The organism is Chryseobacterium sp. CFS15 (genome assembly GCF_031118795.1).
GTDB lineage: Bacteria > Bacteroidota > Bacteroidia > Flavobacteriales > Weeksellaceae > Chryseobacterium > Chryseobacterium indoltheticum.
Genome location: NZ_JAVHYL010000007.1, coordinates 106,940 through 127,397, shown reverse-complemented (window position 1 = coordinate 127,397; position 20,458 = coordinate 106,940). Strand labels below are relative to the sequence as shown.

General features: G+C 35.6%; 20 protein-coding genes and 1 riboswitch. Of the genes, 11 read left to right on the top strand and 9 right to left on the bottom strand.

Annotated elements, in window-relative coordinates; all coding sequences use genetic code 11:
• Positions 1-27 precede the first annotated feature (27 nt).
• From OH814_RS12710 to OH814_RS12675, 8 genes are all read right to left on the bottom strand, one after another.
• On the bottom strand, positions 28-789 hold the full coding sequence (locus OH814_RS12710) for a sulfite exporter TauE/SafE family protein (protein WP_308828395.1): 762 nt from the start codon (positions 787-789) through the stop codon (positions 28-30).
• Positions 780-1,232, bottom strand: coding sequence for a FixH family protein (locus OH814_RS12705; RefSeq protein WP_308828394.1), 453 nt, complete (start codon positions 1,230-1,232; stop codon positions 780-782). Before OH814_RS12705 ends, OH814_RS12710 begins: the two co-directional genes overlap by 10 nt.
• Before the next feature lie 10 nt (positions 1,233-1,242).
• Positions 1,243-2,697, bottom strand: a complete 1,455-nt coding sequence (gene ccoG / locus OH814_RS12700) for a cytochrome c oxidase accessory protein CcoG (protein ID WP_308828393.1) — start codon at positions 2,695-2,697, stop codon at positions 1,243-1,245.
• 95 nt (positions 2,698-2,792) lie between these two features.
• Positions 2,793-3,671, bottom strand: a complete 879-nt coding sequence (locus tag OH814_RS12695; RefSeq protein ID WP_076561991.1) for a cbb3-type cytochrome c oxidase N-terminal domain-containing protein — start codon at positions 3,669-3,671, stop codon at positions 2,793-2,795.
• A 10-nt stretch (positions 3,672-3,681) separates the two neighbouring features.
• Complete coding sequence (locus OH814_RS12690; protein WP_076561990.1) at positions 3,682-3,879, bottom strand: cbb3-type cytochrome c oxidase subunit 3; 198 nt, start codon at positions 3,877-3,879, stop codon at positions 3,682-3,684.
• Between the two features lie 18 nt (positions 3,880-3,897).
• Positions 3,898-6,156: a cytochrome-c oxidase, cbb3-type subunit I gene (gene ccoN / locus OH814_RS12685; RefSeq protein ID WP_076561989.1), complete on the bottom strand. Its 2,259-nt coding sequence runs from the start codon at positions 6,154-6,156 to the stop codon at positions 3,898-3,900.
• A gap of 5 nt (positions 6,157-6,161) precedes the next feature.
• Positions 6,162-6,383 carry a cbb3-type cytochrome oxidase assembly protein CcoS gene (ccoS, locus tag OH814_RS12680; protein ID WP_076561988.1) on the bottom strand — a complete coding sequence of 74 codons (222 nt, stop codon included), beginning with the start codon at positions 6,381-6,383 and terminating at the stop codon, positions 6,162-6,164.
• A 109-nt stretch (positions 6,384-6,492) separates the two neighbouring features.
• Positions 6,493-8,868, bottom strand: a complete 2,376-nt coding sequence (locus tag OH814_RS12675) for a heavy metal translocating P-type ATPase metal-binding domain-containing protein (RefSeq protein ID WP_308828468.1) — start codon at positions 8,866-8,868, stop codon at positions 6,493-6,495.
• A 90-nt stretch (positions 8,869-8,958) separates the two neighbouring features.
• On the opposite strand from OH814_RS12675, the gene OH814_RS12670 reads away from it, so the two are divergent.
• The 11 genes from OH814_RS12670 (at position 8,959) to OH814_RS12620 (ending at position 18,152) form a co-directional block, all read left to right on the top strand.
• Positions 8,959-9,672, top strand: a complete 714-nt coding sequence (locus OH814_RS12670; protein ID WP_074230373.1) for a Crp/Fnr family transcriptional regulator — start codon at positions 8,959-8,961, stop codon at positions 9,670-9,672.
• Between the two features lie 59 nt (positions 9,673-9,731).
• Positions 9,732-10,547, top strand: coding sequence for a 3-methyl-2-oxobutanoate hydroxymethyltransferase (panB, locus tag OH814_RS12665; RefSeq protein ID WP_115620930.1), 816 nt, complete (start codon positions 9,732-9,734; stop codon positions 10,545-10,547).
• Positions 10,547-10,870: a hypothetical protein gene (locus tag OH814_RS12660; RefSeq protein WP_279196901.1), complete on the top strand. Its 324-nt coding sequence runs from the start codon at positions 10,547-10,549 to the stop codon at positions 10,868-10,870. The genes panB and OH814_RS12660 overlap by 1 nt, the downstream gene beginning before the upstream one ends.
• A gap of 3 nt (positions 10,871-10,873) precedes the next feature.
• Entirely contained in the window at positions 10,874-11,554 is a 681-nt protein-coding gene (locus tag OH814_RS12655; RefSeq protein WP_308828467.1) for an RNA pseudouridine synthase, read from the top strand.
• A 285-nt stretch (positions 11,555-11,839) separates the two neighbouring features.
• Positions 11,840-11,940, top strand: a riboswitch (TPP riboswitch).
• A 57-nt stretch (positions 11,941-11,997) separates the two neighbouring features.
• Positions 11,998-12,204, top strand: a complete 207-nt coding sequence (thiS, locus tag OH814_RS12650; RefSeq protein ID WP_074230369.1) for a sulfur carrier protein ThiS — start codon at positions 11,998-12,000, stop codon at positions 12,202-12,204.
• A gap of 11 nt (positions 12,205-12,215) precedes the next feature.
• Entirely contained in the window at positions 12,216-14,027 is a 1,812-nt protein-coding gene (gene thiC, locus OH814_RS12645; protein WP_308828392.1) for a phosphomethylpyrimidine synthase ThiC, read from the top strand.
• Positions 14,024-14,608: a thiamine phosphate synthase gene (locus OH814_RS12640; protein ID WP_308828391.1), complete on the top strand. Its 585-nt coding sequence runs from the start codon at positions 14,024-14,026 to the stop codon at positions 14,606-14,608. The genes thiC and OH814_RS12640 overlap by 4 nt, the downstream gene beginning before the upstream one ends.
• A 19-nt stretch (positions 14,609-14,627) precedes the next feature.
• Positions 14,628-15,242, top strand: a complete 615-nt coding sequence (thiE, locus tag OH814_RS12635) for a thiamine phosphate synthase (RefSeq protein ID WP_308828390.1) — start codon at positions 14,628-14,630, stop codon at positions 15,240-15,242.
• Positions 15,239-16,015: a thiazole synthase gene (locus OH814_RS12630; RefSeq protein ID WP_308828389.1), complete on the top strand. Its 777-nt coding sequence runs from the start codon at positions 15,239-15,241 to the stop codon at positions 16,013-16,015. The genes thiE and OH814_RS12630 overlap by 4 nt, the downstream gene beginning before the upstream one ends.
• 96 nt (positions 16,016-16,111) lie before the next feature.
• Positions 16,112-17,230 carry a 2-iminoacetate synthase ThiH gene (gene thiH, locus OH814_RS12625; RefSeq protein WP_308828388.1) on the top strand — a complete coding sequence of 373 codons (1,119 nt, stop codon included), beginning with the start codon at positions 16,112-16,114 and terminating at the stop codon, positions 17,228-17,230.
• Between the two features lie 211 nt (positions 17,231-17,441).
• Complete coding sequence (locus OH814_RS12620) at positions 17,442-18,152, top strand: HesA/MoeB/ThiF family protein (protein WP_308828387.1); 711 nt, start codon at positions 17,442-17,444, stop codon at positions 18,150-18,152.
• Between the two features lie 174 nt (positions 18,153-18,326).
• Here the strand turns inward: OH814_RS12620 and OH814_RS12615 are convergent, their stop codons facing one another.
• A complete protein-coding gene (locus tag OH814_RS12615) occupies positions 18,327-20,456 on the bottom strand; it encodes an outer membrane beta-barrel protein (RefSeq protein WP_308828386.1) in 2,130 nt (709 codons plus the stop codon).
• Positions 20,457-20,458 lie beyond the last annotated feature (2 nt).

Below are 20,458 nucleotides of genomic sequence, written 5' to 3'. Positions count from 1 at the left end.
ATAATGAACAGAACTATAATACCAAAATCAATGACACGTTACCACATTATGTTTATGATTAGGGTCTGTGTTGTGACAATTCACATCATGTTCCGGAGAAACCTTCATTGCTTCCGATGGCGGAGAGATGTAAGGGATTCCAAGTTCAAGACCTCGTAGAATAAACAATCCACCAAGGATAATCATTACAACAGGAATTGCTTTTAAAATTTTAGTTCTAAATGCCTGGTTCATCAGATTTCCTACCAAAACAACCGTGAACATAAATGGAAGTGTACCCAATCCGAATAAAGCCATAAAAGAAGCTCCCTGCCAAATTCCGCCGCTTGCAAGACTTGCCGTTAAAGCCATGTAGACCATTCCGCATGGTAAAAATCCATTCAAAATACCAGTGGTGAATCTTGAGCGGTAATCTGCTTTCTGAAGCAGTTTTCCGAGGTTTGATTTAACTTTAAAAAGAAATTTAGATATAAAAGGAATTTTTGAGGCAAAATCTTTTCCACCAAATGAAAATAATGCCATGATGATCAGCAAAACTCCCACTCCAATCGTAAGATATTGCTGAAAACCCGCCATCTCAAACCCCTGACCTACAATTCCTAAAATTGCACCTAAAAAAGCATAAGTGGCAATTCTCCCGAACTGATACGTGAGATTTTGAAGATAGTAATTCGTAGCCTGTTTTTTGGTTAAACCCATTGATAACGCAATGGGACCGCACATTCCGATACAGTGAAAACCGGATGCGAAGCCTAAACCAATTGCGGATATAATCAATGCTATTTCCATATCACGTCATAATCGAGTCTGTAGTCGATTTTATCTTTTATCCAATGGAGTCTTAAAGTATAATTACCATTTTTCAAGACCGAAGCGGGAATAACGAATGCTCGATTAGCATCTAGTTTCACTGTTTTTTTAACGTCCAAATTTTGATCATCAGATCTGTTTAAGACAAAACTTACCACAGAATTTGAGTTGTCGATACCTTCTGGAAAGGTCAATTTAATTCCTTCAACGGATTGAGAATACGCCGGTTTTTCTTCAAGTAAGTCTGCTCTTTTCTTAGCATCAATTACAGACTGGTAAAGAAGTTCTTCTTCATAATATTTGTCGGTCACCATTTCAGAGTTTTTCTGTCCGTTTGGAAAAAGAAAAATCATTGATAAAATAAATATAATAAATGAGGCTAAAGCTAAAAAAATACCGTGTCCCCAAGTGAAATTTTTCATAATTTAAAATTTAAAACTGTAATTTAAAAGGTCCTTCGAAATACGTTTGATAAGAATCGATCAATTTTCCTTTCATATCATAAACGCCGATAGTGATGTTTTGTTTAGACAGATTCATTTCCGATTCCGGAAAGCTTATGTTGATCGTCCCTTTAGAAATCTTGTCACGTTCTACAGTAATTTTGCTCGATGAGCTGTACCCCACTTCTGCATGGGCAGGCTCGATTACTTTGATCGTAACAATTTTTTTGTCGTTTGTTTTATTAAGGAAAGTATAGTTGTATGTATTGAGTATTTTCCCGTCTTTTACAAAGAAAGTACTGCCAGCGGGTTTAATGAATTTTGCTTCCATCTCGCCACGACTTGAGAGTAAATATCCTAAAAATCCTACCAATAAGACCAAAACGACTGCAAAGCCTTTCATTCTTCCGGTAAATTTGTACGGAGCGCCGGTTTCTATTTCTTTTTCGGATGCATAACGCACCAAACCCTTCGGTAAACCAACTTTTTCCATCACTTCGTCACAAGCATCGATACATGCCGTACAGTTTACACATTCCAGCTGTTGCCCGTCTCTGATATCAATTCCGGTAGGGCAAACTACCACACACTGATAACAATCGATGCAATCTCCTTTTCCTGCTGCTTTTCGGTCTTCACCTTTTCTCCATTTAGAACGGTTTTCACCTCTTTTATAATCGTAGAATACATTGATGGTTTCCTTGTCAATTAAAACACCCTGTAATCTTCCGTAGGGACAAACCAGTGTACAAACCTGCTCTCTGAACCATGCAAACACAAAGTAAAAAGCAGCCGTAAACAGAATCATCACCATAAAGTTGGTAGGATGAGTAAATGGCCCTTCAGAAATAATGTCTAATACTTGCTCATATCCTACAATATACATGAACATAAAGTGGGTAATGATTAAAGAAATAACAACGTAAACCGACCACTTTAAACTTCTTTTCCAGATTTTTTCTGTATTCCACTCTTGTCTGTCAAGCTTCATTTGCTTATTACGATCTCCTTCAATCAGATATTCTATTTTACGAAAGACAGATTCCAAAAAAATTGTCTGAGGACAAATCCACCCGCAGAAAATTCTTCCGAATGCAATCGTAAAAATAATAATGAAAATAAGAGATGCAATAGCGCCTAGTGTAAGGATGAAAAAATCTTGCGGATAAAATGGCTGTCCTGCAATAAAAAATTCTCTATCGATAACGTTAAATAAAAAGAACGGATTTCCATTGATTTTAATAAACGGAATGGCAAAATATACAATTAGCAGCGTATAACTTACGAGGTTTCTGTAATTGGTGTATTTACCTTTTGGTTTTTTTGGAAAAACCCATTTTCTTTTCCCGGATTGTTCCATTGTGCCTATAGAATCTCTATAGGTCTCAGGGTCTAAAACCTGCCCCTGTCCACCGCGAGCGATGTCTTCATCTATTTTTGACATTTATATTAGGTTTTAAAAAACGAAAAAACATAATTCGTTACTATTTTTATCTAATAACAAATTATGTTTTTCATATGCTTTATATTTTTTTTTAATTACTGTTTTTCCCAATGAGCTTCATCACCATATGGTGGTGCGCCTCCTTCTTTAGGTGTAATTGGTTTTTTTAGCTGGTTGATAGAGTATACGTAAGCTGCTACTTTTTCAATATCACCTCCTGGAAGAACTCCATTTTTACCCCAAGCCTGCATTGCTGTTCCTGTAACACCGTTTTCAACTACGTGAAATACGTTTTTGAATAATGTTTTTTCAGGTTGGTTGTGCCAGAAATTATCTGTAAGGTTTGGTCCGATACCTCCTTTACCACCATCTGAGTGACAAGATACACAGTTTGTTTTGAAGATTTCTTCACCTGCTGCAATATTATCTTCAGAGAAAACTGCCGATTCTATTGTTACTGGTGGTTGATCTGCAAGATATTTTGCAATTGCAGCTTCTTGTTCTTTATATTCTTTATCGTATTCGCTTATTGGGTGTGCAAAATCTGTAAAAGCATATGCACAAATATAAACGATACAGAATACAGTTCCGAAATAGAATAAACCTAACCACCATTTTGGTAATTGATTATCTAATTCCATAATTCCATCGAAACCGTGGTCGATAAGAATATCTTTTTCGTGCGTGTCTGATTGCTTCTTGAAAGCTGCATCATATTGTCTTCTAAGAAAAGGAATTTTCTTTTCATTTAAATAAGCAGACTTCTCTTCAGCCGTTAATTTTTTAAATTTATTGTTCTCAATCAAATCTCCGATAGCGCTGTGAATGTATGCCAAAATAGCACTGATCACAACAGTTCCCCAGAAATATGGTGAAGCTAAAAACGAGTAGCTCTGAACAAATAAATAATAAAATATTACTAATAATACTGTTATTATTAAAATGTTTACAACAACCGGTGTTCTTTGTCTCATAATAAATAGTTTAATTTTTTAAATTAAAATCATCTTCGTCATCCCCAAGTGGAGCGTGCTCTTCTTCTTTGTAATATTTTTTAGGCCTGCTAAAAACATAGATTATCAAAGCTATGAAAAACAACATAAAGAAAATCAGAGCCAATGTTTGATACAAACCTGCATTTTCAGTATTGGATAATATATCTTTAAAGTTTTGAGGAATCATAGTAAGCTTTTAATATTATTAGTTACTAGCTGTTTTTATTTCTGTCGTTTTAATGTCTGTACCTAATCTCTGAAGATAAGCGATAAGAGCGATAATCTCTTTTTTCTCTAGTTCTCCCTGAGGTCTTTTAGCATAAGCTTCTTTAAGGTCAGCTGCCTCTACAAAGATATCTTTTACAATTTTCGCAGCCTGATTATCTGCCCATTTATCTGCAGTATCAATCTGAGCTTTTGTATAAGGTACATCGTAGGTGTTTTTCATAAACTTGATTTTGTCTACCATTTGAGAACGGTCAAGATTATTTGAAATCAACCAAGGGTAACGTGGCATAATAGAACCTGCAGACGTTTGTCTTGGGTTGTACATATGCTTATAGTGCCAAGAACTTGGGTTTTTACCACCTTCTCTATGCAAATCTGGTCCTGTTCTTTTAGATCCCCAAAGGAAAGGTCTGTCGTAAACAAATTCTCCAGCTTTAGAGTACTGTCCATTTTTACCGTTAAATCTTACGATCTCGTCTCTGAATGGTCTTACCATTTGCGAGTGACAAGCGTTACAACCTTCACGGATATATAAATCTCTACCTTCTAATTCTAATGGTGAATAAGGTTTCACCGCAGAAATTGTAGGGACACTTTTCTTCAATGATAAAGTAGGAATGATTTCTACCATACTACCTATAGAAATAGTAAGTAATGCTAAAACTGTCATCAAGATTGGCATTCTTTCTAACCAAAGGTGAAGACCTTCTCCTTCTTTACGTCTGTTGCTGATGTTAGCCAAAGCTGGTGCCTCTGCAGGAACTTCTTTTTGGAAAGATCCTTTTTTGATTGTCATGTAAACATTCACCACCATTAAAAGACCTCCTGAAAGATAGAATAATCCACCTACGAATCTCATTTTAAAGTAAGGAATAATTGCGGTAACGGTATCTAGCCAGTTTTTCCACAATAAAGTTCCGTCCGGGTTGAATTGTTTCCACATCAAACCTTGCGTAAATCCAGCAATATACATTGGGACAGCATAGAAAATAATTCCTAAAGTACCCAACCAGAAATGCCAGTTAGCTAATTTTACAGACCACATTTTGGTTCTCCACATGATCGGTACCAAATAATAGATAACACCGAATGCCATGAAACCATTCCATCCTAATGCTCCTAAATGTACGTGACCGATAACCCAGTCTGTAAAGTGACCAATTTTATTGATGTTTTTTGTTGCCAAAAGAGGTCCTTCAAACGTTGCCATACCATAACAGGTAACTGCAACTACGAAGAATTTCAAAATAGGATTTTCTCGTACTTTATCCCAAGCTCCTCTTAAGGTAAGAAGACCGTTTAGCATACCTCCCCAAGATGGCGCAATAAGCATGATCGAGAAACCAGTTCCCACTGCTTGTGCCCATGCCGGTAATGCAGTATACTGAAGGTGGTGAGGACCAGCCCAGATATATACGAAAATCAATGACCAAAAGTGAATGATTGATAGTTTGTATGAAAATACAGGTCTGTCAGCAGCTTTAGGTAAGAAATAATACATTAAACCTAATACCGGAGTCGTCAATACGAATGCTACCGCATTGTGACCATACCACCATTGTACGATGGCATCTTTTGCTCCTGCATAAGCTGAATAAGATTTCCAGCCAGAGAACGTTAAAGGTACTTCTAAGTTGTTGAATATGTGAAGCATCGCTACGGCAACCCAAGTCCCAAGATAGAACCAAATGGCTACGTAAAGGTGTCTTACTCTTCTTTTTGCAATCGTTAAAATCATGTTCGCTCCGAAAATGATCCACGAAACTGCGATTAATATATCGATTGGCCACTCGTGCTCAGCATATTCTTTTGAAGTGTTGATCCCCATAAAGAATGTGATAAACGTAGCAACGATCATAAATTGCCATGTCCAAAAATGAATCCACGATAAAGTATCGCTGTACATTCTTGTTTTTAATAATCTTTGAGTAGAGTAGTAAACCCCTACATAAACAATATTACATACGAATGCAAAAATTACCGTATTGGTGTGTAGCATTCTTATTCTACCAAACCCTAACGCACCGTTGGTATTGATTAACCCTTGTATGTTTCCTGATGCAAGACTGTTGATTGTTGTATCGTCAGTTCCAAACAAAAACTCAGGAAGCTCAGGATAGAAAAGCATCAATGCTGCCGTAAGTCCAAACACGAAACCTATAATTCCAAAAACTATGGTCGCGTATAGGAATGCACGAACAATACTGTTGTCATAACTAAACTTTTGTGTCTCCATATTAACTATTCACTTTTTTCTTCAAATTTATTATTATCTCCTTTTTCCTTATCGTTTTTGTTGCCAGGCTCTTCTTTTTCCTTTACTTCACCGGAATCAAAAAGTATTCGTACAGCTGGAGACTCATCGTCCTCAAACTGCCCTTTTCTGGCGAAAACTATAAATACGACCAGAAAAACTACAGCCAAAGAAACGCTGCATAAGATCATTAAATATAGAATATCCATTTGACAACAAAATTAACCTATTTTCGGGGTTCAAAATTAGTGAAAAATAATGACAATTATCACGAAATACGGGCTTTCTCTAATTTAAAATCAGTCTAAATAAGGGCTTTTAAGGCTGTTTTTTGAAATACTTCCTTCCGAGAATCCAGGTAGAAATCGTGGTGAATGAAATGACGGTAATCGAACTTGCAGGCATAATTAAAGCTGCAAATAATGGGCTCATATTTCCGGTTACAGCAAACGTTAAACCTACAACATTGTATAGGAAACTAATCAGAAAAGTGAGTTTTACGATGGTAATTGAGCCTTTACAAACATTCAGATAATGGTCAAGTTGCGATACTTTTTCTCCGTTCATGATGACGTCTGAAGATGGCGTAAAGCTGTTGCTGTCGTCGGAAATTGCGATTCCTACGTTGCTTTGTTTTAAAGCTCCGGCATCGTTTAAGCCATCACCAAGCATGATAACTTTTAAACCTCTGTCCTGAAGTTCTTTAATGTAGTTCAACTTATCTTCAGGGTTTTGATTGAAAGCCATCGAGCTGTAATTCGGAATGATCTCTTTAAGCTGGTTTTCTTCAGAAGCATTATCACCGCTCAAAATGAAGATTTTATAATTGGTCAGCTTTGTAAACAGATTTCTAAGATTTTCCCGGTATTCATTTTTAAAAATAAATTTTCCGATAAACTCATTGTTTTTGCTGATGTAAACTGCGGTTTCAAGATTTTTCGATTCTTGATTGTTGTATTTTGCTGAACCTATTTTATAGATATTTCCTCGTACGCTCGCTTCGTATCCTTTTCCTGAGATTTCCTCAAAGTTGTCAACAGGGAAATAGTCGTCTTGTACTTCCAAAAATTCATACAGAGATTTTGAAAGCGGATGATTTGAGTTTTTAACTAAACTTTTAATATTTAATAAATCAAATTCCTGAATTTCAGAACCTTCATATCTAATGTTTGATTTTTTCCGGTGTGTAATCGTTCCGGTTTTATCAAAAACTAAAGCGTCAACTTTTGCAATTTTCTCAATCGTTATCGTGTCTTTTACGTAAAATTTATTTCGGCCTAAAATTCTCATAATGTGCCCGAAAGTAAATGGTGAAGACAATGCTAAAGCGCAAGGACAAGCGATAATCAAAACAGCAGAAATAACCTGGAACATCGTTTCCAAATCAATAAAATACCAATAAATTCCGGCAACAATTGCGATTCCTAATATAATAAAGGTAAAATATTTACTAATTTCATTGATTAAGGTGTCAAGTCCGGTCTCATGTTTTTTGAAAGCTTCCTTATTCCAAAGCTGGGTAAGATAACTTTGATCAACGTTTTTAATAACTTCAAGTTCGAGAGATGAGCCAATTTGTTTTCCTCCGGCAAAGATTTTATCACCTGGATTTTTAGAAATGCTTTCGCTTTCGCCTGTAATAAAACTGTTGTCGATATTACCATTTCCGCTAATCAAAATAGCATCAACGGGAATGATTTCGTGATTTCTTACTAAAATTCGATCCCCGATTTTAATCTCTGAAAGTAAAATGTTTTCTTGCTTACCATTAAAATCAACTTTGGTAACCGCAATTGGATAAAACGATTTGTAATCTCTGTCGTAAGAAAGCGAACTGTACGTTCTTTTCTGGAAAATTTTCCCTAAAAGCATAAAAAACAGAAGTCCGCACAAGGTGTCGAAATATCCTGGACCGTAGTCAGTAGCGATTTCGTAAATACTTCTTGCAAACAGAACAAAAATTCCCAATACAATTGGTACATCAATATTGACGATCTTGTTTTTTAGACCATACCAGGCAGATTTATAATAGTCTGATGCAGAATAAAACACAACCGGAACAGCGAGTAAAAACATTAAGATTCTGAATAAACCTTTGTAATGTTCCATCCAGTAATCTTCTCCGCCAATATATTCCGGGAAGGCCAAAAACATTCCGTTACCAAAAGCAAATCCTGCGATCGCCAGTTTTATAAGTAGAGATTTGTCAAGATTATCTTCATTCTTGTCAACTGTCTCAAGGTTGATTGCAGGTTTATAACCAAGATTGGTTAAGAATTTAGCTAAATTGCTTAATTTTAATTCGTTATGGTTAAAAGAAATCTGCAGGGTCTTCCTTGTAAAGTTAACCTGAGAATAGTGAATGTCTTTATGTAAAGTGTGTAGGCTTTCTAATAGCCAGATGCAAGAAGAACAGTGGATTACCGGAATTCTGAACGTGACAAGACTTGTATTGCCTTCAGAAAAATCTGTAATTCTGTCAAAAATTTCCTTGGTGTCAAGATAGTCAAATTGAGAAGAGTTTTCTTCAGGCCTGATTCCTGCTTTTTTGTTTAGCTCGTAAAAATTACTGAGATTATTGGTATTTAAAATTTCATAAACAGATTTGCAGCCGGTACAACAGAAAATTTTTTCGTCAAAAGAAATTCTTTCTTTTTCTATCCCTTGTCCGCAATGAAAACAGTTCTCGCTCACCTTCATAAATTATTGACTTACAAAATTATAACATTTTTTTTTGTTTATAGAGTTTAAATGTTCTATTTTTGTGATAAATGTCATATTACAATGTCGCAGGAACAACAGATTGCTATTGAAGAAAGATTCGCGAGGGTTTTTAATGATAAATCCTTTAAAGAAAGACTTTCCAATACTGATTATGAAAGATATATCAACGCAAAAAAGAAACTCGTTTTTCAAAAACACGATATCGTTTTTGACGATGGCGAAACTCCGAAAGGGGTTTACGTAATAGAAAAAGGGGCTGCTAAATTGTCCAAATCAGGATCTTTTGGTAAAGATCAAATTCTTAGATTTATAAAAGAAGGTGATATTATAGGATATCGTGCATTGTTGTGTGGAGAAAATTTTCAAGCAAAGGCTGAAGCAATGACGGATGTTGAATGCACATTCTTACCTGCAGATATTTTTATGGACTTATTAGAAGTAGATCCACAGTTATCTTTTGTGATGCTTCAGAAAATATCTTACGAATTGGGAGAGTCTTCCAATACGATTACTTTCTTGGCTCAAAAAACAGTAAGAGAAAGATTGGCAGAAATCCTTATTCTTTTGGAACAAAAGTTAGGAACTGATCCTGAAGGTTTCATCAAAATTTCTTTGACGAGAGAAGAAATTGCCAATATCATCGGAACGGCTACCGAAAGTGCCATCCGATTGATCTCCGAATTTAAAGGGGACAGTCTCATCGAAGTAGACGGCAGAAACATCAAAATTCTCAACCACGATAAATTAATGAAACTAGGACACGTAGTTTTGTAAAATTCAAATATCTAAGTCGGCGAAAGCCGACTTTTTAACTTAAAACAATCATATACATTATGTCTGTTCATTCCGAAATTAAAAGAGTTACTACAGAAACCTTACGAAAAATGAAATTCGACAAGGAGAAAATAACAATGCTTACCGCTTACGATTTTACAACGGCAAAGATGGTTGATGCCGGTGGGGTTGATACCATTCTTATCGGCGACTCTGCAGCCAATGTAATGGCGGGTTTTGAAACGACACTTCCTATTACATTAGATCAGATGATTTATCATACTCAAAGTGTGGTAAGAGGTGTAGAAAGAGCATTGGTAATTGCTGATCTACCTTTCGGAACCTACCAAAGTAATCCTGATATTGCATTAGAATCTGCAGTTAGAATGATGAAAGAAGGGGGTGCTCACGCTATTAAAATTGAAGGTGGAAAAGAAATTTCAAAATCGATTAAAAAAATAATCAACGCCGGAATTCCTATTATGGGACATTTGGGATTAACGCCGCAGTCTATTTATCAGTTTGGAACGTATAAAGTGAGAGCTAAAGAAGAAGCTGAAGCTGAAAAATTGATCAACGATGCAAAATTGCTTGAAGAATTGGGCTGTTTTGGAGTTGTTCTTGAGAAAATTCCAGCAGATTTGGCTAAAAGAGTGACGGAAAGCATTTCGATTCCAACAATCGGGATTGGAGCCGGAGCTCATTGTGACGGACAGGTTTTGGTGTATCATGATATGGTGGGAATGAATAAAGGTTTCTCTCCAAAATTCTTAAGAAGATACCTCGATTTATATACAGAAATAACAGGAGCAGTTTCTCAATACGTGAAAGACGTGAAAAATGCTGATTTCCCTAACCAAAATGAAAGCTATTAATGAAAAGTAATTTACAGGCAACACAAGGAATTTTATCAATTTTAGCAATCATTTGTTTAGCAGCGGGTTGGTTTAAAATTTTCCCGGATAATATTAACTATCTTCTTTCGGCAAGATTATTTTATATTTTAATTGGAATTAGTTTTATCGTGCAGGGAAGAATGTTGATGCACACAAAATTTATGTATCCTATGTACGCTGCGGCAGGTTTGTGTATCATCGGCGCATTTTTACCAATCGATTCAAGTCTTAACATCATAAAAACGATTGGTCTTTTAGGCGGAGTTGTTATTTCTTTTGTAAGCAGATCACAGAATCGTTAAGGTATTATGGAAGAGCAGATTGTTTTTGAGGATAATCATCTTTTAGTTATCAATAAAAAAGTAGGGCAGCTCGTTCAGGGCGATAAAACCGGCGACGAACCTTTACTTGATTCTATTAAAGATTTCATCAAAAAAAGAGATAATAAACCCGGAAATGTTTTTCTGGGTTTGGTACATCGTATTGATCGCCCAACTTCTGGTTTGGTCATTTATGCTAAAACTTCAAAAGCGCTTTCAAGATTAACTCAAATGGTGAAAAACCGTGAAATTAAGAAAACGTATTGGGCGGTTGTTGCTAAAGAAATGATTCCTCAAACGCAAAGATTGGTTCATTATCTTCAGAAAAACGAGAAAAATAATAAAGCGATCGTCTTTACGAAAGTGACCGAAGGGGCAAAAGAAGCAATTCTTACTTATAATGTAATTAAAGCGTTAGATAATTATCTGCTTTTGGAAATTGATTTGGAAACCGGTAGGCATCATCAAATCAGGGCACAGTTATCAAAAACCGGAGTTCCGATTAAAGGTGATTTAAAATACGGTGCGCCCCGTTCAAATCCCGATGGCGGAATAAATCTTCACGCCAGAAAACTTCAGTTTATACATCCTGTTACAAAAGAGGAGGTGACAATTGTTGCTCCCGTTCCGCAGAATGACGCAATTTGGAGAGCATGTGAAGAATAAATATTAAATATAGAAATAAGTAAAAAAATGGAAACTGGAGATCATCTTGTTTCCATTTTTTTTGTATTGAAATTATCTTAAGTATGGGCTTGCAGAATATTTCATTTCAACTTCTAAAAAACTTATAAGCCTCGAATGCACGAATATTATTACGTTAAAGATGAAAAACATTCGTGTCTTCGTGGCAAAAATATTTTCAAGCACTTAAAGCTTCCAAGCTTAATCTTCTAAACTCCCATCTCTTTCAAAAAATTTTGTCCATTTTAAAAAAATGTCTAACTTCGCTCCCAACTTTAGGGGTGTCTGTTGACAAAACAGGCTGAGACTTTACCCTTTGAACCTGATTTCTAGATCATACTAGCGTAGGAAAAAGTGAGATGACTTTGCTGTACATTCTATTGTACAATGATGGGCATTCCTAAAGTATATTTAAAAATTTAGGAATGGAGCTCACAATCAATCACACACTAAGAAATTTTGATGTACTTCCCAAAACGCTGGAAGCACTTATCGCTATGGAATTACCTGAAAAGAAAAAAGGTATTGCCGTAGCGCTCAACAATCGTATTATTCCGCAGTCATTCTGGGCGGAAACTATTCTCAACAACCAAGATTCAATTTTAATTATCACTGCTACTCAAGGCGGTTAAAAAATATTTTTATGGCTCATAAAATCACACGTTCGCCGTTTCCGAACTCAAAAAAAATCTATGTTGAAGGGAAAATTCACCCAATCAATGTAGCGATGCGTGAAATACAACTAAGTCCGACAAAATTAACCAACGGAAATTTAGAAGAAAATCTTCCTGTCACCATTTACGATACTTCAGGACCTTACACCGATGAAAATTCTGAAATTAATATCGAAAAAGGACTTCCAAGAATTAGAGAACAATGGATTTTGGATAGAAATGACGTCGAAGTTTTAGACGGAATTACCTCAGAATACGGAAAAGCCCGTCTTGCCAATTCAAAATTAGATGAACTGCGTTTTTCGTATAACCATCAGCCAAAAGTTTCCAGAGAAGGAAAAGAGGTTACCCAATTGTATTATGCAAGACAGGGGATTATCACTGCTGAAATGGAATATATTGCCATTAGAGAAAATCAAAGAATCGAGCAATTAGATTCTGTTTCAAAAGAGATGGCTTTTCAACATCCGGGAAATAGTTTTGGAGCAAGAACTCCGAAAAGAAAGATAACTCCCGAATTTGTAAGAGACGAAATTGCAGCCGGAAGAGCAATTATTCCAAATAACATCAATCATCCCGAAAGCGAGCCGATGATTATTGGGCGAAATTTTTTAGTTAAAATTAATGCAAACATCGGAAACAGTGCTGTTTCATCAAGCATTGAAGAGGAAGTTGAAAAAGCAGTTTGGGCTTGCAGATGGGGAGCAGATACGATTATGGATCTGTCAACCGGAAAAAACATTCACGAAACCAGAGAATGGATCATCCGAAATAGTCCGGTTCCGATCGGTACCGTTCCGATTTATCAGGCATTGGAAAAAGTAAAAGGTGTTGCAGAAGATTTAACATGGGAAATTTTTAAAGATACCTTGATCGAACAGGCAGAACAGGGAGTTTCATATTTCACGATTCATGCCGGAGTTTTGTTGAGATATATTCATTTGACCGCAAAACGTGTGACAGGAATTGTTTCCAGAGGTGGTTCTATCATGGCAAAATGGTGTTTGTTCCATCATAAAGAAAACTTTTTATATACTCATTTTGAAGAGATTTGCGAGATCATGAAAAAATATGATGTTGCTTTTTCTTTAGGAGACGGTCTTCGCCCGGGTTCAATTGCTGATGCAAATGATGAGGCACAGTTTGCCGAATTGGAAACTTTAGGTGAGCTGACAAAAATTGCTTGGAAGCACAATGTTCAGGTGATGATTGAAGGTCCGGGACACGTTCCGATGCATATGATCAAAGAAAATATGGATAAGCAATTGGAGATATGTGATGAAGCACCGTTTTACACATTAGGCCCTTTAACTACGGATATTGCACCGGGATACGATCACATTACTTCCGGAATTGGTGCAGCGATGATTGGCTGGTTTGGTTGCGCGATGTTGTGTTATGTGACCCCGAAAGAACACTTGGGACTTCCAAATAAAGAAGATGTAAAAGTTGGAGTTATCACTTACAAGTTGGCTGCTCATGCTGCAGATTTGGCGAAAGGTCATCCTGGTTCGCAATACAGAGACAATGCTTTGAGTAAAGCAAGATTTGAATTCAGATGGGAAGATCAGTTCAATCTTTCTCTTGATCCGGATACGGCGAGATCTTATCATGATGAAACACTTCCTGCGGACGGCGCGAAGATTGCGCACTTCTGTTCGATGTGCGGACCGAAATTCTGTTCAATGAAAATTACGCAGGAAATTCGTGAATCTGCAGAAAAAGGAATGTTTGATAAATCTCAGGAATTCATCGAAAAAGGGAAAGAAATTTATATATGATTATCGTAATCACTCCCGAAGATAAAGTTCAAAATGAAACTGAGATCATCAATCAATTATTTCAGGAAGGTTTGGATTTGCTTCATATCAGAAAGCCTTTTATTAACCAAAATGAAATGACGGATTTTATTCAAAAGATAGATTCAAAATTTCAGTCTCAATTGGTTTTATACAGTCATTATGATTTAGCAGAAAACTTTAATATCTCAAGATTTCATTTCAGGGAAATTGACAGGCAAAATAGTTTATTTCAATCTTTCACAGATAAAATAATTTCAACGTCTGTTCATGATATTGAAAGTTTTAATCACTTGAATAAAGAATGGGAATATGCATTTATTAGTCCGGTTTTTCCGAGTATTTCTAAAAAAGGATATGGTGAAAATTCGAATATTTTGAATGATATTAAAAAACGAGATAATCCAAATGTGAAACTGATTGCTTTGGGAGGAATTAATGAAAATAATATCAATGAAGTTTTTGAAAGTGAAATAGATGGAGTGGCTTTGTTAGGAGCAATTTGGGAAAGTGATGAACCTTTAGGTGTTTTCAAAAAATGCAGACAGAATGTAATTTATTAAGATTTATTCAAATTTAAAAATGGAAAAACTACAATATATTTCTCAAGGCTTTACAATAGCCGAACAGGAAATAAATATAAGAAAAGCCTTAGACAACGGCATAAAATGGATTCAGGTTCGCTGGAAGAATGCTCCCGAAAATGAGTTTATTGAGCTTTGTGAAAATTCAAAACTGCTGTGTTCAGAATATCAATCAGTTTGTATTATCAACGATCATGCTCAGATTGCAAAAGATATTGATGCAGACGGTGTTCATTTGGGTTTAAAAGATATTTCGATTGAAATTGCAAGACAAATTTTAGGAAAAAATAAAATTATCGGCGGAACGGCAAATTCCATTTCAGATGTTTTGCAAAGAATGAATGAATCATGCGATTACATAGGTTTGGGACCCTTACGTTTTACTTCAACGAAAGAGCAGCTAAGTCCGATTTTGGGTTTTGAAGGATATCAAAAAATTATTGAAGGATTACGATCAAAATCATTAGAAATACCAAAGATATTCGCCATTGGCGGAGTGGTTTTGAAAGACATCGAACTCTTACAACAAATCGGAATTTACGGAGTCGCTGTTTCGGGGCAAATCACCAATCAACCTTCTATTACCAAAGAATTTAAAACAGTTTTACAATGAACAATCAACCATTAATTATAGCAGACAGAACTTTTGAATCGAGATTATTTTTAGGAACCGGAAAATTCGGAAATTTTTCAGAAATGACCGATTCTATCATTGCGTCGGGAAGTGAACTGGTGACAATGGCTTTAAAAAGAATCGATTCGCAATCTTCAGAAGATGATTTGTTGAATGCTTTAAAACCTACAAAATCTCACCTTTTACCGAATACTTCGGGAGCAAGAACTGCTAAAGAAGCGGTTTTGGCAGCGCAATTGGCAAGAGAAGCTTTGGAAACCAATTGGGTGAAACTGGAAATTCATCCTGATCCAAAATATTTGCTTCCTGATCCAATCGAAACATTGTATGCTACGGAAGAATTGGCAAAATTAGGATTTATCGTGATGCCTTACATTCATGCCGATCCGGTTTTGTGCAAACGTCTGGAAGATGTAGGAACAGCTGTTGTAATGCCTTTGGGAGCGCCGATCGGAACAAATAAAGGTTTAAGAACTTTAGATTTTTTAGAAATTATTATTGCTCAAAGTAATGTGCCTGTAGTAGTTGATGCCGGAATTGGAGCACCTTCTGATGCTGCAAAAGCAATGGAAATGGGAGCTGATGCGGTTTTGGTGAATACTGCAATTGCTGTTGCAAGAAATCCTGTAAATATGGCATTGGCTTTTAAAGAAGGCGTAATTGGGGGAAGAAGAGCTTTTGAATCTGGTTTGGGAGCTATTGGAAATCATGCACAAGCATCAAGTCCGCTGACTTCTTTTTTGTTTGATTAAACGAGGCTTTTGAATAAGAATTAGAAAGTCCCGAAGGGACGATTTAATAAAGGATAGGATAAAATCCTATCTATAAGTTATTTTAAACAAAATTATATGAAGAGTTTTAAAGATTTTTTTGAAAAATACCAATGGAATGAGGTGAAAGTAAAACTTGAAAAAGTGACATTGTCTGATGTGGAAAACAGCCTTCAAAAAAAGAATAAAACAATAGATGATTTTCTGAACTTTCTTTCACCGGTTGCTGCTCAGAAATTAGAAGTAATGGCGAAAATGACGCAGCAACTTACTCAGAAGCGGTTCGGAAAAACAATTCAGTTGTATGCGCCGCTGTATTTGAGTAATGAATGTCAGAATATCTGCACGTACTGTGGTTTTAGTTTAGATAATTCCATTAAAAGAAAAACGCTTTCTGATACCGAATTGATGATCGAAGCGACAGTTTTAAAATCAATGGGTGTGAATCATGTGTTGCTGGTAAGCGGAGAAGCAAATAAAACAGTTGGAATTGACTATTTTCTGAATGCTGTTCGTCTGTTGAAAACCCATTTTGCAAATATTTCGATTGAAGTTCAGCCTTTGTCGGAGGAAGAGTACCGACAGCTTCATGATGCGGGTGTGAATGCTGTTTTGGTTTATCAGGAAACCTATCATCAGGAAATTTACAAAGAATATCACCCTAAAGGAAAAAAATCGAATTTCAATTTTCGTCTGGAAACACCCGACAGAATTGGAAAAGCCGGAATTCATAAAATGGGATTAGGAGTTTTGCTTGGTTTGGAAGATTGGCGGATTGATAGTTTTTTCAATGCACTTCACATCGATTATCTTCAAAAACAATATTGGAAAAGTAGATATTCAGTTTCATTTCCGAGATTAAGACCTGCAGAAGGAATTATTGAGCCTAATTTCATGATGTCAGATAAAGATTTACTCCAATTAATTTGTGCGTACCGAATTTGGAATGAAGACTTAGAGATCTCTATTTCAACCAGAGAAAACGAAAAATTTAGAGATCATATTATTTCCTTGGGTGCAACAGCGATGAGTGCTGCTTCAAAAACAAATCCAGGTGGTTATGCTGTAGATAAAGAATCTTTGGAACAATTTGAAACGAGTGACGAAAGAAGTATGGATGAAATTAAAAATATTATTAAAAAAGCAGGATATGATCCAATCATGAAAGATTGGGATTCTGTGTATAGTGGGGTTTAAAGGTTGAAATTTTAAACAATCTAAAAATAAAAACTCTATCAGAAATATAACGAACGTCACTTCGAGTAGATTTTGCAAAAAATCGTATCGAGAAGTTTTGCTTAATGAAAGTTCTCGATACATTTTTCTCCATTCCATTACGAAAAACACTCGAACTGACGTGAGGCTAAAAACAAATCTCGAACAACCTGATTCAAATAAAATCAAAAAAATGAAAAACGAAGATATTTTCTCAAGATACAGCCGACAGATTTTTATTGAAGAAATAGGTTTGGAAGGTCAGCGAAAAATAATGAATGCTAAAGTTTTGGTGATTGGAGCAGGAGGTTTGGGAAGTCCGGTCATTCAATATTTGGCTGCGGCGGGAGTTGGAACTTTGGGCGTTGCAGATTTTGATGAGGTTGAATTGCATAATTTAAACCGACAAATCATTCATAAGGAAAGTTCTGTAGGGAAATCAAAAGTAAAAAGTGCGGAAGACTTTGTAAAAAACCTTAATCATCAGGTCAGTTTTATAGGAATTGAAACTAACATTAGTGATTATAATATTAAAGAAATTATTTCACAATTTGATGTCATTATTGACGGTTCTGATAATTTTAAAACGAGATATTTAGTTAATGATACTTGTGTAAAGCTTAGAAAACCTTTAGTTTACGGGAGCATTCTTGGCTTTTCCGGACAGGTCGCAATTTTTAATTATAAAGGAAGTAAGAATTTAAGAGATATTTTCCCGGAATCTCCTTTTGATGAAGATCTTCCCGATTGCGATAGTCTCGGAGTTCTAGGTGCATTGCCGGGAATTGTAGGAAGTATGATGGCAAACCAAGCTTTGAAAATAATAACGGATTTACCATTAAATTTAAATCAAATAACATTAATTGACACTTTAAACTGGAGATTCCAGACAATTGATTTTTAAACCTAAATCTCACAAGTTAAAATTCCCCTCCTTTGAAGGGTGGAGAAAATTAAAAGAATTTTTGACGGGTGGTTTTACTATTGTCAATTTTAAAAGTGAATTGTTTTTTGAATAAATTAGGCATAAAAAAAACGGACTAAAGCCCGTTTCTATTGATAAATTTTCTTTTACACATTATTGTCCTTGCTGCAGAATCCCGCCGTTGCTGTCGCTTTGATTGGTTGTTTTAATCATATTCGGATCTTCTTTTGCCAGCTTATTTTTAGTAGGTATTTTATAATTCACCGTAATTCCGAAACTTCTGCTGTCGAATTTGTTGGAAGTAAATACTTTTCCGTCTAAAGAATTTGCCACGATGACACTTTTATTCTGATTAAAAATATCTCTTGCATACAACGAAAGATTTAGACGGTCGGCCATAAATTTTTTAGATATCGTCAAATCAAAAGCATTGTTTAAAGGTTTTTCAATTTGAAAATAATAGAAATTTCCTCCTTTTGGGATCACATTATAATTTGCCTGAAGTCTGATGTCTTTTGGAAGAATAAACTGTCCCATTAAACTGAAAATCCAGAATCCTTTTGTCTTTATATCCGGCATTTCCTGAACCTGATAACCTGTATAAACATAGAGTAAATTCATTTTATCAGGATTCACATTAAATTTCATCAGTTCGCTGAAAGGTGTTGTAAACAACATAAACGGAATAGGCATTCCGAAGTTAAAGTTATGCGTTCTGATGCTGTTCACCTGTACCTGCTCATTCTTGATCACATTGTTTTCTCTGGAAACTTTCTGTACAATCTGATCTTTTACCCAGCTTGTATTATAGCCGATATAAGCATAATCAAATGCGCTGATTTTAATTTCAGCATTGTCGAAAATAGTAGGCTGTAAGTTTGGGTTACCGCTAGACGTAACTGTTTCTGTTATAAGAGTATTGTTATTTGGGTTTAAGAGCGAAACACTTGGCAGAGTAATTTTTTTGTTGTAATTGACATTAACGAAAAGCTGTTTCATTACATTATACTGCACACTTGCATTGGGAAAAACTTTAAATTTTTTGAATGGATTTAAATTGCTTTCATTTAAAATGCCTTTATCATAGAATCGTGTAATTCCTGTGATGTCATAGTTTTCGGCTCTTGCTCCCGCGATGAAATCAAACTTTTTCAAAGTTGCCTGAAACTCCAAGTAGGCAGAAGTGGTTTGTCTTGTGTAATCGAGATTAATAAGACTTCCATTTTTCGTCTCAAAATTTTGCTGATCATACAATCCTCCAAAACTCATCTTTCCTTCGTCTAAAATTTTCAGAGGTTGAGAATAATCAATTCTGAAATTATATAGATTAAATAGAGAAGAGTTGTTTAATGATTGAGCTCCAAACTGGTTAAATTCTGAATTACTGTTGGTGTAAATGGCTTTAAAATCAAGTTTCTTATTTTTATCCTCAAACTTTTTCTGATACGTTGCCGCAACTTCCTGTCTCAAACCATTATTATTTGTATAATTAGATGTTGACGTATTATTTAAAAAATTGTCACTTGTAACATCTGCATTTCCGTTGTTGTGATTGATGTCGTAGTTTAGTAATAATCTGTCTTTTCCGAGTTCAAAAGTGAAAGCAGAATTCATATAATACGTGCGCCCTAAAGAATTGGAGTGATTTCTGGTAAGCGCATCCAATTCAGAAAGCGATAAACTTTCACGGTAATATTGACCTAAATTTACCTGCCATCCAAACCATTTATTTCTTGAGTTTAAAGCGATTGAATTATTAAATCTGCTACGGTACTTATCGTAGCTTGAGAAACGGTAACCTCCGTTGTAGACCGCAGTCAGATAATTTTTTGCTGATTTGCTTGTAATGATATTTAAAATTGCACCTCCGGAAGTTGCAGGAAATTCGGCACCCGGTTGTGTAATGATTTCGATTCTTTCAACAGAATTTGCGGGCATTCCTTCCAGAAAAGCATTCAGCTCATTGCTTGAAATGTTTAAAGGTCTTCCGTCCATATAAACATCCAACGGTTTTCCCTGATACATCATTCCCACCATATCCGAAACCACCAAACCGGGAAGTTTTTTTACTCCTTCCATCAACGAGCCTGAGTTTAAGCTTGGCTGCTCAGAAAAGTCAAAAATGGTACGGTCTGCTTTTTGCTCAACGGCTTTTTTAGTTTTAGTAATAACAACGCTTTCTATTTCCTTTTCTTTTAGTTTGCTGTCATTATTGTCTTTGGTTTCTTGTGAAAAACCTAAAATTGAACCTAAAAATGAGAGAGTAAATAAAGTTTTCTTCATGA